Source organism: Micromonospora purpureochromogenes, assembly GCF_900091515.1.
GTDB lineage: Bacteria > Actinomycetota > Actinomycetes > Mycobacteriales > Micromonosporaceae > Micromonospora > Micromonospora purpureochromogenes.
In genome coordinates this window covers 3,454,045-3,467,283 of sequence record NZ_LT607410.1, presented here as the reverse complement: position 1 = coordinate 3,467,283, position 13,239 = coordinate 3,454,045, and the positions used below count along the sequence as shown (strand labels likewise).

The 13,239-nt window shown below is 73.0% G+C and carries 13 protein-coding genes and 1 riboswitch; of the genes, 8 read left to right on the top strand and 5 right to left on the bottom strand.

What is annotated here, in order from left to right:
* Positions 1-5 precede the first annotated feature (5 nt).
* The 5 genes from modA (at position 6) to GA0074696_RS16040 (ending at position 4,537) form a co-directional block, all read left to right on the top strand.
* The gene (gene modA / locus GA0074696_RS16060; protein WP_088964609.1) at positions 6-755 is read left to right on the top strand and encodes a molybdate ABC transporter substrate-binding protein; all 750 of its coding nucleotides are present in this window, start codon (positions 6-8) and stop codon (positions 753-755) included.
* A complete protein-coding gene (locus GA0074696_RS16055; RefSeq protein WP_088961848.1) occupies positions 752-1,579 on the top strand; it encodes an ABC transporter permease in 828 nt (275 codons plus the stop codon). The genes modA and GA0074696_RS16055 overlap by 4 nt, the downstream gene beginning before the upstream one ends.
* Complete coding sequence (locus GA0074696_RS16050) at positions 1,576-2,646, top strand: ABC transporter ATP-binding protein (RefSeq protein ID WP_088961847.1); 1,071 nt, start codon at positions 1,576-1,578, stop codon at positions 2,644-2,646. Before GA0074696_RS16055 ends, GA0074696_RS16050 begins: the two co-directional genes overlap by 4 nt.
* A 146-nt stretch (positions 2,647-2,792) precedes the next feature.
* Complete coding sequence (locus GA0074696_RS16045) at positions 2,793-3,242, top strand: CBS domain-containing protein (protein WP_088964608.1); 450 nt, start codon at positions 2,793-2,795, stop codon at positions 3,240-3,242.
* Entirely contained in the window at positions 3,239-4,537 is a 1,299-nt protein-coding gene (locus GA0074696_RS16040; RefSeq protein WP_088961846.1) for an ArsB/NhaD family transporter, read from the top strand. The genes GA0074696_RS16045 and GA0074696_RS16040 overlap by 4 nt, the downstream gene beginning before the upstream one ends.
* Here GA0074696_RS16040 and GA0074696_RS16035 read toward each other — a convergent pair.
* The 3 genes from GA0074696_RS16035 to GA0074696_RS16025 all read right to left on the bottom strand — a co-directional run bounded on the left by GA0074696_RS16035 (position 4,519) and on the right by GA0074696_RS16025 (position 8,226).
* Complete coding sequence (locus GA0074696_RS16035; protein ID WP_231925020.1) at positions 4,519-5,844, bottom strand: cation:proton antiporter; 1,326 nt, start codon at positions 5,842-5,844, stop codon at positions 4,519-4,521. The two genes, GA0074696_RS16040 and GA0074696_RS16035, sit on opposite strands and share 19 nt — an antisense overlap.
* Positions 5,845-5,989: 145 nt before the next feature.
* On the bottom strand, positions 5,990-7,315 hold the full coding sequence (nhaA, locus tag GA0074696_RS16030; protein WP_088961845.1) for a Na+/H+ antiporter NhaA: 1,326 nt from the start codon (positions 7,313-7,315) through the stop codon (positions 5,990-5,992).
* A gap of 245 nt (positions 7,316-7,560) precedes the next feature.
* Positions 7,561-8,226, bottom strand: coding sequence for a LysM peptidoglycan-binding domain-containing protein (locus tag GA0074696_RS16025; protein ID WP_088961844.1), 666 nt, complete (start codon positions 8,224-8,226; stop codon positions 7,561-7,563).
* A riboswitch (cyclic di-AMP (ydaO/yuaA leader) is annotated at positions 8,225-8,399 on the bottom strand. Its footprint overlaps the gene before it by 2 nt.
* Before the next feature lie 449 nt (positions 8,400-8,848).
* On the opposite strand from GA0074696_RS16025, the gene GA0074696_RS32270 reads away from it, so the two are divergent.
* Both GA0074696_RS32270 and GA0074696_RS16020 read left to right on the top strand, forming a co-directional pair.
* Complete coding sequence (locus tag GA0074696_RS32270) at positions 8,849-8,974, top strand: hypothetical protein (protein WP_255540690.1); 126 nt, start codon at positions 8,849-8,851, stop codon at positions 8,972-8,974.
* A gap of 1 nt (position 8,975) precedes the next feature.
* Entirely contained in the window at positions 8,976-9,860 is an 885-nt protein-coding gene (locus GA0074696_RS16020; protein ID WP_088961843.1) for a peptidoglycan-binding domain-containing protein, read from the top strand.
* 51 nt (positions 9,861-9,911) lie between these two features.
* On the opposite strand, the gene htpG is transcribed toward GA0074696_RS16020, so the two are convergent.
* Complete coding sequence (htpG, locus tag GA0074696_RS16015) at positions 9,912-11,798, bottom strand: molecular chaperone HtpG (protein WP_088961842.1); 1,887 nt, start codon at positions 11,796-11,798, stop codon at positions 9,912-9,914.
* A gap of 79 nt (positions 11,799-11,877) precedes the next feature.
* Complete coding sequence (locus GA0074696_RS16010) at positions 11,878-12,549, bottom strand: class I SAM-dependent DNA methyltransferase (RefSeq protein ID WP_088961841.1); 672 nt, start codon at positions 12,547-12,549, stop codon at positions 11,878-11,880.
* Positions 12,550-12,687: 138 nt separating this feature from the next.
* Between GA0074696_RS16010 and smpB the strand changes: the two genes are divergently transcribed.
* Entirely contained in the window at positions 12,688-13,170 is a 483-nt protein-coding gene (gene smpB / locus GA0074696_RS16005) for an SsrA-binding protein SmpB (protein WP_088961840.1), read from the top strand.
* The last annotated feature ends 69 nt before the right edge of the window (positions 13,171-13,239 follow it).

The following is a 13,239-nucleotide window of genomic DNA, read 5'->3' as shown; positions in this document are numbered from 1 at the left end:
TGCCGATGGTGGCCTCGCTCGGCCTCGCCGGCTGCGGCGGCGACGCCGACGACGGCGGCCCGACCGGGGTCACCGGCGCCGTGACCGTCTTCGCCGCCGCGTCGCTGACCGAGTCCTTCACCACGCTGGGCCGCCAGTTCGAGGACGCGCACCCGGGTGTGCGGGTCATTTTCAACTTCGCCGGCAGCTCGGCCCTGGCCACCCACCTCACCCAGGGCGCCCCGGCGGACGTGTTCGCCTCGGCCGCTCCTAAGAACATGGCCACCGTCACCGACGCGGGCGCCACCGTCGGCTCCCCCACCGTCTTCGCCCGCAACCGGCTCGTCATCGCCGTGCCGAAGGGCAACCCCGCCGGGGTCGCCGGGTTGGCCGACCTGACCAGGCCCGGCGCCAAGGTGGCGCTCTGCGCCGAGCAGGTGCCCTGCGGCGCGGCCGCCGCCGAGGTGCTCGGCGCGGCGGGCGTGCAGCTGACACCGGTGACGCTGGAGCAGGACGTCAAGGGCGCGCTGTCCAAGGTGACGCTCGGCGAGGTCGACGCCGCGCTGGTCTACCGCACCGACGTCCGGTCCGCCGCCGCGAAGGTCGACGGCGTGGAGTTCCCCGAGTCCGCCGGCGCCGTCAACGACTACCCGGTGGTGGTGCTGAAGCACGCGCCGAACCCGACCGCCGCCCGCGCCTTCGTTGACCACATCCGCTCCGATCAGGGCCGCGCCGTGCTCACCGACGCCGGCTTCCAGCCGCCCACCGGGTCGTGACCGCCGCACCGGGGGCCGCCGCGCCGCGTACCCGCCGGCGGCCCGGCCGGCGGGTGCCGGTCGCGCTGCTCGTACCGGCCGGGCTGGGGCTGCTCTTCCTGGTGCTGCCGCTGGTCGGGCTGCTGGCGCGTACCCCGTGGGCGACGCTGCCGCAGCGGCTGACCGCGCCGGGCGTGCTCACCGCGCTACGGCTGTCGGTGCAGTGCGCCACCCTGGCCACCCTGCTCTGCCTGGCCTGCGGCGTCCCCCTGGCCTGGCTGCTGGCGCGGCTGGAGTTCCCCGGCCGTCGGGTGGTGCGGGCCCTGGTCACCGTGCCGCTGGTGCTGCCCCCGGTCGTCGGCGGCGTGGCGTTGCTGCTGGTGTTCGGCCGCAACGGGCTGCTCGGGCGGTGGCTGGACGCTGCCTTCGGCCTCACCCTGCCGTTCACCACCACCGGCGTGGTGCTCGCCGAGGCGTTCGTGGCGATGCCGTTCCTGATCATCGCCGTCGAGGGCGCGCTGCGCGGCGCGGACAGCCGCTACGAGGAGGCGGCGGCCACCCTCGGCGCGGGCCGGTGGACCACCTTCACCCACGTCACCCTGCCGCTGATCGCTCCCGGCGTCGCCGCCGGCGCGGTGCTCTGCTGGGCCCGGGCGCTGGGCGAGTTCGGGGCGACGATCACCTTCGCCGGCAACTATCCGGGCCGCACCCAGACCATGCCGCTCGCCGTCTACCTGGCCCTGGAGACCGACCTGGACGCGGCGATCGTGCTCAGCCTGATCCTGCTCACCGTCTCGGTGGCGATCCTCGCCGGCCTGCGTGACCGCTGGATCACCAGCCCGTGAGCGCCCCGCTGCTGGACGGCCACCTGGTCGTCGACCGGGACGCCTTCCGACTCGACGTCCGGCTGAGCGTGAGCGCCGGCGAGGTGGTCGCGCTGCTCGGCCCGAACGGCGCCGGCAAGACCACCGCCCTGCGGGCCCTCGCCGGGCTCCAGCCGCTCACCGCCGGCCACGTCCTGCTCGACGGCGTCGACCTGGACCGGCCCGACCGGGCCCGGTGGATCCCGCCGGAGCGGCGCCAGGTCGGCGTGGTGTTCCAGGACTACCTGCTCTTCCCGCACCTGAGCGCGCTGGACAACGTCGCGTTCGGCCCCCGCCGGCAGGGCCTCGACCGGCGGGCCGCCCGCGAGCAGGCGGCCGGCTGGCTGGACCGGGTCGGGCTGTCCGGGCACACCCGGAGCCGGCCGCGGCAGCTCTCCGGTGGGCAGGCCCAGCGGGTCGCCCTGGCCCGCGCGCTCGCCGTACGCCCGCGGTTGCTCCTGCTCGACGAGCCGCTGGCGGCGCTGGACGCCCGGACCCGCCTGGACACCCGGGCCCACCTGCACCGGCACCTGGCCGACCACGACGGCGCGACGCTGCTGGTCACCCACGACCCGCTGGACGCGCTCGCCCTGGCCGACCGGTTGGTCATCGTCGAGGACGGTCGGGTGGTGCAGGAGGGGGACGCCGCCACCGTCACCGCCCGGCCGCGCACCGACTACGTCGCCCGCCTCGTCGGGCTGAACCTCTACCGGGGCCACGCCGACGGGCACCGGGTACGCCTCGGCGACGGCTTCGCCCTGGCCACCGCCGACCGGCTGGACGGCGACGCCTTCGTGGTCTTCCGGCCCGCCGCCGTGGCCCTGCACCCGCGGCAGCCCGACGGCAGCCCCCGCAACACCTGGCCGGCCACCGTCGCCGGCGTGCAGCGGCACGGGGACAACCTGCGGGTGCAACTCGCCGGCCCGGTCCCGGCCGCCGCCGACGTCACCCCGGCCGCCGCCGCCCAGCTGCGACTGGAGCCCGGGCAGCGGGTGTGGGCGGCGGTCAAGGCGAGCGAGACCCGGGCGTACCCGGCCGGGCCGGCGTAGTCCGCGGCGCGGGGTGGAAAACCGGCTCATCTGGCCGGTCGTTCGCCGGGCCGGGGCCGGCGGGCAGCTAGAGTGATCACCGGTGTGCCGGGAAGTCTGGTCGGCGTGTGATGGACCACGTCCCGACCAGCCCCCAGGAGTCGTCCGTGCGAGCCCGAGATCTCGCGGTGCCCTTCCCCACCATCACCGTCGACACTCCCGCGCTGGAGGCGGCCCGCCTGCTGGCCAGTCACAACCTGCCCGGGCTCATCGTGGTCGACGGCGCCGGGTGCCCCGTCACGGTGCTGCCGGGCACCCAGGTGCTCCGCCTGGTGATCCCGGGTTACTGCCGGGAGGATCCGACCCTGGCCCGGATGATCGACGAACCGTCTGCGGACCTGTTCCTACGGGGAGTCGAGGGTCGGACGGTGGCCGACCTGCTCCCCCGCGAGCAGCCGGAGCCACCGGTGGTCGATCCGCGAGCGACCGTCCTGGAGATCGCCGCGGTGATGGCGCAGAAGCGCAGTCCGCTCGTCGCGGTCGCCGCCCGCGGCGAGCAGATGATCGGCGGGATCACCCTCGACGCACTGCTCGACCGGATGCTGGGCACGCCGTGACCGGGGTGGCCTGGGCGGCGGTGGCCGTCTTCACCGTCGCGTACGTCCTGATCGCCACCGAGAAGATCCACCGGATCGCCGCCGCGCTCGGCGGGGCGGCGGTGATGTTCCTGATCGGGGCCACCGACACCGAGCACGCGTTCTTCTCGGAAGAGTCCGGCATCGACTGGAACGTCATCTTCCTGCTGGTCGGAATGATGCTCATCGTCGCGGTGCTCAAACGCACCGGCGCGTTCGAGTACGTCGCGGTGTGGGCGTCCAAACGCGCCCGCGGCCGACCGTTCCGGGTGATGGTGCTCCTGGTCCTGATCACCGCCGTGGCCTCGGCGGCGCTGGACAACGTCACCACCGTCCTGCTCATCGCCCCAGTGACCTTCCTGGTCTGCGAACGCCTCGCCGTGCCGGCGGCGCCGTTCCTGATCGCCGAGGCGATGGCCTCCAACATCGGCGGCACCGCCACCCTCGTCGGCGACCCGCCGAACATCATCATCGCCAGCCGGGGTGGCCTGAGCTACAACGACTTCCTGATCCACCTCGCCCCGTTCATCGCGCTGCTGCTGGTCGTCTTCCTCGGCCTGTGCCGGGTGCTGTTCCGGCGCGCGTTCCGCTACGACCCGCAACGCGCCGCGCAGATCGCCGCCCTGCACGAGAGCGACGCGATCCGCGACCGACGGCTGCTCGTCCTCGGGCTGGCCGTGCTCGGCGCGGTGACCGCCGCGTTCGTCCTGCACACCACCCTGCACCTGGAACCGGCCGTGGTCGCGCTGCTCGGCGGGCTGCTGCTGCTCGCGCTGTCCCGCCTGAACGCCGGGGAAGTCAGCCGGGACGTCGAGTGGCCCACCCTGGTCTTCTTCGGCGGCCTGTTCGTCATGGTCGGCGGGCTGGTCAACACCGGTGTGGTGGAGCAGATCTCGCGCGCCGCGATCGACGCCACCGCCGACCGCCTGCTGCCCGCAACGATGGTGCTGCTCTGGGGCTCGGCCGTCCTGTCGGCGATCGTGGACAACATCCCCTACGTCGCCACCATGAGCCCGGTCGTCGCCGACCTGGTCAACGCCCAGGGCGACACCGACCAGTCCCGGGTGCTCTGGTGGGCCCTCGCCCTCGGCGCCGACCTGGGCGGCAACGCCACCGCCGTCGGCGCGTCGGCCAACGTCGTCGTGCTCGGCCTCGCAGAGCGCGCCGGGCAGCGGATCACCTTCTGGCAGTTCACCCGCTACGGCCTGGTGGTCACCCTGGTCACCGTCGGGTTCGCGGTGCCCTACCTCTGGCTGCGCTACTTCGCGTTCGCCTGATCTCCGGTCGGGTCGGCGGGCCGGTCCGCGGCCGGTCCGTCGCCCGCCACCGGCCCACGGTGCGGCACCGCGGCGGCGGAGTCGTCGCGCCGGCCGAAAGCCGTCACCGATCGCCGCACCCGGCGCAGCGTACCGTGCCAGGCCGGGACCTCCCGGGCCTCGTCGAAGGCCCGGGCGATCACTACGTCGGTCGAGGAGTGCGCGAGAATGGAGATGACAATCGTCAGCGCGACCAGGTGGAACACCTCGTCCCCGGCGGCGATGCCGGACTCCAGCACCAACAGCCCGTAGACGACCGAGGCGAACCCCTTCGGCCCGAACCACATCGCGGCAGCCTGCTCCCGCAGGCTCAGCCCGGAGCGCAGGAACGAGATCCACAGCGCGATCGGGCGGGCCACCACGATCGCCAGGACGGCGAACACCCAGCCGGTCCAGGAGATCTCCCCGAGGAACTCGACCGAGATCAGCGCCCCGAAGACCAGCAGTGCGGCCAACTTGAGCAGCTCGGCGACGTTCTCCCCGAAGTGCTCGAACGCCGCGCGCTCCCGCGGCCCGAACGTGGCGACGGTGATCCCGGCGGCGAACGCGGCCAGGAACAGATTGCCGTGGGTGGCCTTGCCCAACGCCAGCACCAGCAGACCGATGGCCACCCCGTTCAGCGGGGCGTACGCGGTCGAGGCGGCGAACCAGCGGGTCCGCTCCAGCGCGATCGCCACCAGCGGCACCAGCACGCCGATCAGCAGTCCGATCGCCAGCTCGGTGCCCAGGTCCGCCAAATGCAGGTCGTCCGAGCCGGCGGCCACGGCGAGCAGGACCACCACGAACGGCAGCGCCAGGCCGTCGTTGACCCCGGACTCGACGTTGAGCAGGTGCCGCAGCCGGGCCGGGACCTTGTCGTTGCCGACCAGCGCGGCGGCGAAGACCGGGTCGGTCGGGGCGAGGATCGCCCCGACCAGCAGCGCCTCCGGCCAGTCCAACCCGGCCACGAAGTGCGCCAGCACGGCGGTGACCAGCAGCGTCAGCGGCAGGCCCCAGCCGAGCGCGCGACCCGGCAGCCGCCACGCGGCGCGCAGGTCGGCCCAGCCGACCCGCATGCCGTCGGTGAACAGCACCGCGAACAGCGCAAGCTCCGCCAACTGCGCGACGATCGGCGAGTCGGCCCGCAGGTGCAGCACGCCGGTGGTGTCCTCGCCGAGGACGAACCCGGCGAGGAGGAACAGCGCCGCCGTGGAGAGGATGGTGCGGTGGGCCAGCGCCGACACGAGCACGGCGGCCAGCAGGACAGCGGCGAAGGAGAGCAGCAGCACGGGTCGACCTCCGGGAGGGCGCGGTTCGGTACGGTGCCGACCAGACTTCCCGGCGCTCCACGGATCCCGGTGATCATAACCGCCTGCCACCAGCGGATGGAGCGGGCGGCCACGCCGGTGACCGCCCGCAGCGGGTTCCGGCGGCTCAGCGCCGAGGGGCGTCGCTCTGCGACTCGAAGACGTCCGGGATGCCGTCCCGATCACGGTCGACGGTCTCCAGCTCGTGCACCCGCCGGTACAGGCGGGTCCGGGCGCGGAGGATGAACGTCGCGAGCAGCGCCGCGAGCAGGGATCCGGCGAGCACGGCGACCTTCACATGACCGTCCCGTTCGCTGCCGAGGCCGAAGGCCAGCTCGCCGATGAGCAGGGACACGGTGAAGCCGATCCCGCCGAGCAGCGCCAGGCCGAGCACGTCGAGCCAGTTGAGGCCCTCGTCGAGGTCGGCCCGGGTGAACCGGGAGACCAGCCAGGTGGCGGCCATGATGCCGACCGGCTTGCCGACCACCAGGCCGAGGACGATGCCCAGCGCCACCCGGTCGGTCAGGGCGGTGGCCAGGCCGGCGACACCACCGATGGTGACGCCGGCGGAGAGGAACGCGAAGACCGGCACCGCCACCCCGGCGGAGATCGGCCGGAACCGGTGCTCGAAATGCTCGGCCAGCCCAGGCCCCGCATCCGGTCCACCGGCGGCCTCGCTACGGATCACCGGAACCGTGAAGGCCAAGAGGACTCCCGCCACCGTGGCGTGTACGCCGGACTCGTGCATCAGCGTCCAGGTCACCGCGGCGAGGGGCAGCAGCAGCCACCAGGACCGGACGCGGCGCTGCACCAGCAGCCCGAACACCGCGAGCGGCACCAGGGCGCCCAGCAGCGGCCCGACCGACAGGTCGGCGGTGTAGAAGACCGCGATGATGACGATCGCCAGCAGGTCGTCGACGACAGCCAGGGTGAGCAGAAAGGTGCGCAGCGCGGAGGGCAAGAGCCGGCCCACCACCGCGAGCACCGCCAGCGCGAAGGCGATGTCGGTCGCGGTCGGGATGGCCCAGCCCTTCGCCGCGCCCTCGCCTGCGCCGGCGGCGATGAGGTAGTAGATGGCGGCGGGCACGATCACCCCACCGACGGCCGCCGCGACCGGCACCGCGGCGCGACGCGGATCACGCAGGTCGCCGGCGACGAACTCCCGCTTGAGTTCCAGCCCGGCGACGAAGAAGAAGATCGCCAGCAGGCCGTCGGCGGCCCAGGTGGCCAGGCTGAGATCGAGGTGCAGGGACGCCGGACCGACTCGGAAGTCCCGTACCGATTGGTAGCTGTCCGCCCAGGGCGAGTTCGACCAGACGAGTGCCAGCAACGCCCCGATGAGCAGGAGTGCCCCGCCCACGGTCTCCTTGCGGAGAATGGCGGAGATGCGGCTGGTCTCGCCCCACGAGCGTCGGGCGAACAGGCTGGCACGGCGCCGGGTGGCGTCGGTCACGGAAACTCCTCGTCGGCAGGGGTCGCGTCATCCATCGCCGACCAGACTTCCCGGCACACCAGGACCAACCCTATCCCCGCGCCCCGGCCGCGGCCCCGACGACCGGCGACGCGGACGCGCCGGCGGGCCGGTCCACGTGCGCCCGGTACCCCGTCGCCGGCGGCTCGAATCCGCGCCGACCATGCCGTGGACGCGGCGACGCCCGGCCGGTCGTCCGGCCGGGCGTCGTCACGGTGCCCGCTGGGTCAGAGGCTGAGCTTCTGACCGGGGAAGATCAGCCCCGGGTCGGCGCCGACCACGCGCTTGTTGCGCTCGTACAGCGCCTGCCAGCCACCGGCCAGGTCCCGGGCGTCGGCGATCTGCGACAGGGTGTCGCCCGGCCGCACCACGTACACGTCGCCGGTCGCGGCCGGCGCGCTGCGCCGCTGGCTGCGGGTGCTGTGCTGCTCCCGCGAGGACCGCTCGGTGGAGGTGGCCTTCGACGAGCCGGAGCGCCGCTGCGACTTCTGCGACTTCTCCGAGGTGGTGGAGTAGCTCTTGGTGGAGCCGCCCTTCCGGCCGCAGGTCGGCCAGGCTCCGATGCCCTGACCGTCGAGCACCTTCTCGGCGATCGCGATCTGCTCGCCGCGGCTGGCCAGGTCGGCGCGGGAGGCGTACTTCTTGCCGCCGTAGCCGGACCACGTGCTCTGCGAGAACTGCAGGCCGCCGTAGTAGCCGTTGCCGGTGTTGATGTGCCAGTTGCCGCCGGACTCGCACTGGGCGATGGCGTCCCAGTTGACGCTGGCGGCGCTCGCCGGCGACGCCGGCGCCAGGACGGCGGCGACCCCGGTGACCGCACCGACGGCGAGCGTGCCGACGGCGATGCGGCGCGAGCTGACCCGTCGGGGACGGGCCGTGTGTTCAGTTGCCATGTGGATTCCTCCACGCCGACGAGGTGAGCTGTCGGGTTCGGGCCGAGGAGCCCGGCCGCCGATGGGCGGCTTCACCCCGAGGTGACGTGCACCGAGGAACGTGTGGGTCCCCCGCTCCATGCCCGCTGACAAGGTCCCACCGGCCGGCGGCATGGATTAGGCGTTACCGGCCGTGGTGTCCGCGATCGCGAACACGAACGACGTTAGGAACTGTTTGGGCCGGTTGCCCACTTCTTGTGAAGTTCTTCACCCGGGTGAGCGACGGCTTCGGCCTTCGAGTTGCGGGTCGGGTGGCGGTGGTCTAAAAGGGCCGGTCGGGAACCCGTCACGACTGGGCCGAAAGCCTCGCCCCGAGCGGCGGATCAGGTGCCGCCGCCTCCCCGTCTTCGCTGGTCAGGCGGCCTCGATCGGCGGCCCGCGCCGCCGGACGGTCAGCGTTGCCGCTGATTGGCGACGCATATCTGGGCAGCCCGGCCGCCGACTTGGACGGTAGGGAGCAGAGCGCGGCTGCGACGCCGACGCGTCGGGCCCGCCGACCGCCGGATGCGGGTCGCCGGCGCCCTGGCCGTCACGGTCCGCCCCGGGCCGGGGCGGCCGGCCATCCGCGAGGGGAAGGACCTTCATGGACACCGTCAGCATCGACACCGACTACCTCGTCGCCACTCTGGACGAGGACGACGACCCGGAGAGCCTGGCCGGCGACGAGGTCGACTTCGACCTGGCCGCCGCGCTGGAAGAGGAGGAGTGAGATGGGCGTGCACCTGGCGCCCGCGCTGCGGGTGCTGCGCGAGGAGATAGACACCCGCTGGCCGCAGCGGGACCGCAAGTCCGAAGGCTGGTTGGGCGACGCCAGTCACCAGACGCGCCGCTCGGACCACAATCCGGACAACGACGATCAATCGGTCAACGCGGTGGACGTGGACGTCGACGGGATCGACCCGCTGCTGGTCGTCCGGCAGGCCGTCAGCCATCCGTCCACCCAGTACGTCATCTACGACCGGAAGATCTGGAGCCGTACCCGCAGCTTCCGGCCGGCCCGGTACACGGGGCCGAATCCGCACGACAAGCACCTGCACGTCAGCGTCAGCCACCAGCGGAGCCTGGAGGACAGCCGCCACCCGTGGGGCATCGCCACCGCCACGACGGCGCGGCTGGGCGACCGGGTGCTGCGCGCCGGCTGCCGGGGCGGCGACGTCCGGGAGTTGCAGGCCGTCGCCAACCGCCTCGGGGCCCGGCTGACGGCCGACGGGGTGTTCGGGCAGGCCGTGACCGCCTGGGTACGGTCGTTCCAGACCACCCGGAAGCTCACCGCCGACGGGGTGGTCGGCCCGCGTACCGTGGCCGCCCTGCGCGCGGCCGTCAAGCCGGCCCCGTCGGTGCCCAGCGGCCGGCCGGCGACGCCGGTGTCCGGGGGCAGACCGGGCTCGCGGACGCTGCGGCGCGGCAGCACGGGCGGCGACGTGGCCTTCGTCCAGCGGTTCGTCGGCGCGAAGCGGTGCGGCCCGGCGAGCGGCGCCTTCGACGCGAAGACCGAGGCCGGGGTGCGCTGGTACCAGGGCATGCGGGGGCTGACCGTGGACGGGGTGGTCGGCGCGGCCACCTGGGCGGCGATGGGCGTGCGGGTCGGTTCCTGAGCGGGCGGCCCCGGCCCGGTGCTCCCCCACCGGGCCGGGGCCGTCGTCGCGTCAGAGGGTGCGGGCCAGCCGGTCGGCGAGGACCCGGGCGAACCGGGCCGGGTCGGCCAGGTCGCCGCCCTCGGCGAGCAGCGCCATGCCGTACAGCAGCTCGGCGGTCTCGGTGAGGGCGCCGGAGTCGCCGCCGCGCTCGTGCGCCGCGCGCAGGCCGGTGACCAGCGGGTGGGTCGGGTTGAGTTCGAGGATGCGCTTGACCGTCGGCACCTCCTGCCCCATCGCGCGGTACATCTTCTCCAGCGTGGGCGTGATGTCGTGCGCGTCGCCGACGATGCAGGCCGGCGAGGTGGTCAGGCGGGAGGAGAGGCGCACCTCCTTGACGCTGTCGGCCAGCGCGCCGCCGAGGAAGGCGAGCAGGGCCGCGTACTCCTTGATCTGCCGCTCCCGTTCCGTCCCGGCCTCCTCGCGCTCCTGCTCGGTGTCCAGGTCCACCTGGCCCTTGGCGATCGAGCGCAGCGGCCGGCCGTCGAACTGCGCGACCCGCTCCACCCACACCTCGTCGACCGGGTCGGTGAGCAGCAGCACCTCGTAGCCCTTGGCGCGGAAGGCCTCCATGTGCGGCGAGTTCTCCAGCATGGCCCGGGTCTCGCCGGTGGCGTAGTAGATCTCCTCCTGGCCGTCCTTCATCCGCTCGACGTACTCGCGCAGGGTGGTGGGCTCGGTGGCGTCGTGGGTGGAGGCCACCGAGACGATGTCGAGGATCGCCTGCTGGTTGTCCGGGTCCTCCAGCAGCCCCTCCTTGACCACCCGGCCGAACTCGGACCAGAAGGTCCGGTACCGGTCGGCGTGCTCGGTGCGCATCTCCTTGACGGTGGCGAGCACCTTGCGGACCAGCCGGCGGCGCACGATCTGGATCTGCCGGTCCTGCTGGAGGATCTCCCGGGAGATGTTCAGCGACAGGTCGTGCGCGTCCACCACGCCCTTGACGAAGCGCAGGTAGTTGGGCATGAGCGCGGCGCAGTCGTCCATCACGAACACCCGCTTGACGTACAGCTGCACCCCGCGCCGGCCGTCGGCCATGAACAGGTCGAACGGGGCGTGCGTGGGGATGAAGAGCAGCGCCTCGTACTCGAAGACGCCCTCACCCCGCATGTGGATGGTCTCCAGCGGGTCGGCCCAGTCGTGGCTGACGTGCCGGTAGAAGTCGCGGTACTCCTCCTCGGCGACCTCGTCGCGCGGCCGGGCCCAGAGCGCCTTCATCGAGTTGATGGTGACCGGCTCGGCGTCGGGCGTGACGAGCCGGATCGGCCAGGCGATGAAGTCGGAGTACCGCTTGACGATCTCGCGGATCTTGCCGTGGTCGGTGTAGTCGGCGAGGTTGTCCTCGCTGTCGGCCGGCTTCAGCTGCACGGTGACCGAGGTGCCCTGCGGGGCGTCGTCGACCGTCTCCACGACGTAGGTGCCCTCGCCGGTGGACTCCCAGCGGGTGCCCTCGGCCTGGCCGGCCCGGCGGGTCAGCAGGGTGACGGTGTCGGCCACCATGAACGTCGAGTAGAAACCGACGCCGAACTGGCCGATCAGGTCCTGCGCGGCCGCCTCCCGGGACTCCCTCAGCTTGCGCAGCAGCTCCGCCGTGCCGGAGCGGGCGATGGTGCCGATCAGGGAGACGACGTCCTCGCGCGACATGCCGATGCCGTTGTCGCGCACGGTGAGGGTGCGGGCCGCCGGGTCGGTCTCGATCTCGATGTGCAGGTCGGAGGTGTCGACGTCGAGGTCGGCGTCGACCAGCGACTCCAGCCGCAGCTTGTCCAGCGCGTCGGACGCGTTGGAGACCAGCTCCCGCAGGAAGACATCCTTGTGCGAGTAGATCGAGTGCACCATCAACTGCAGCAGTTGACGCGTCTCGGCCTGGAACTCCAACGTCTCGGTCCGGCTGCTCACACCAACCTCCTCATCGGCTCGTTTCGGTCCCCGGGACAGGATCCGCGGGAGAAGGATACGAGCCGCCGTGGTCGCCCGGTCACCGCCGGTCGTCAGCCGGGCGGCGGGCCAGCAGGCACGCCTGCGGAGTGGATTCCCTCCGCCCGTCCCACTCCTGCGGCTCCCGGCACAGCCGGGCCTGCACGTCCAGCCCGGCGGCGTGCAGCAGCCGCGCCACCTGCTCGGGCCGGCGGCGGTGGAAGGTGAGCGAGACCGGGCGTCCCCACGCGTCCGTGCGGTGCACCGGCTCGTCGCCGACCTGGAAGGCCAGCAGCAGGTGCCCGCCGGGGGCGAGGACCCGGTGGAACTCGGCGAAGGCGTCCGGCAGCCGGTCGTCGGGCAGGTGGATGACCGAGTACCAGGCGACCAGGCCGGCGAGCGCGCCGTCGGCCAGGTCGAGCTCCAGCATGGACCCCTCGGTGAAGCGCAGGTCGGGGTGGTCCCGGCGGGCCTGTGCGAGCATGCCCGGCGACAGGTCCAGGCCGGCGGCGTCCAGACCGAGGTCGTGCAGGTGCCGGGTGATCCGGCCGGGTCCGCAGCCGACCTCCAGGACCGGCCCGCCCCCGTCGGCCAGCACCAGCTCGGCGAAGGCCGCCAGCATGGCCCGGTCGAGCGGCCGGGCGGCCAGCTCGTTGCGGATGAACTCGGTGTAGTCGGCGACCATGGTGTCGTACGAGGTGCGGGTGGCGGTGAGGAAGTCCGGTTCGGTCACGACCGCCGACCCTACCGGCGGGCGGGTGGAGGCAGGGTACGGCTGGATTGCCCGCCCGTACCCGCCCGCGCCGCGCCGACCCGGGCGGTGCCGGCGGGTATTCTGCACCGGTCCGCAGCCCACCCGCAGGAGGTCGTCGTGTCCAGGGACACGGAGCGCAAGCTCATCGCCTCCAACAAGAAGGCCCGGCACGACTACACCGTCCTGAAGACGTACGAGGCGGGGATCGTGCTGGCCGGCACCGAGGTGAAGTCGCTGCGGGAGGGGCGGGTGTCCCTGGTCGACGCCTTCGCCCAGGAACGCGACGGCGAGATCATGCTCTACGGCCTGCACATCGCCGAGTACGGCTACGGCACCTGGACCAACCACCAGCCCCGCCGGACCCGGAAGCTGCTGCTGCACCGGGTGGAGATCGCCCGGATCCTGGAGAAGCTCCGCGACGGGGGCGTGACGCTGGTGCCGCTGTCGATGTACTTCAGCAACGGCTGGGCCAAGGTCGAGCTGGGCCTGGCCCGCGGCCGCAAGTCGTACGACAAGCGGCAGGCGCTCGCCGAACGCGACGCCAACCGGGAGATCGCCCGCGAGCTGGGCCGCCGCCTCAAGGGCCGCCGCCCCGCCTGAGCCACCCGCAGGTTCCACCCCGGCGACGTTCCACAAGACTTCTTGTACATCGCATCTTGTACGTCTAGC

Coding starts and splice junctions, on each gene's coding strand:
- modA (WP_088964609.1), top strand. CDS start 6: ATGGTGGCCTCGCTCGGCCTCGCCGGCTGCGGCGGCGACGCCGACGAC.
- GA0074696_RS16025 (WP_088961844.1), bottom strand. CDS start 8,226: ATGGCAACTGAACACACGGCCCGTCCCCGACGGGTCAGCTCGCGCCGC.
- GA0074696_RS32270 (WP_255540690.1), top strand. CDS start 8,849: ATGGACACCGTCAGCATCGACACCGACTACCTCGTCGCCACTCTGGAC.
- GA0074696_RS16020 (WP_088961843.1), top strand. CDS start 8,976: ATGGGCGTGCACCTGGCGCCCGCGCTGCGGGTGCTGCGCGAGGAGATA.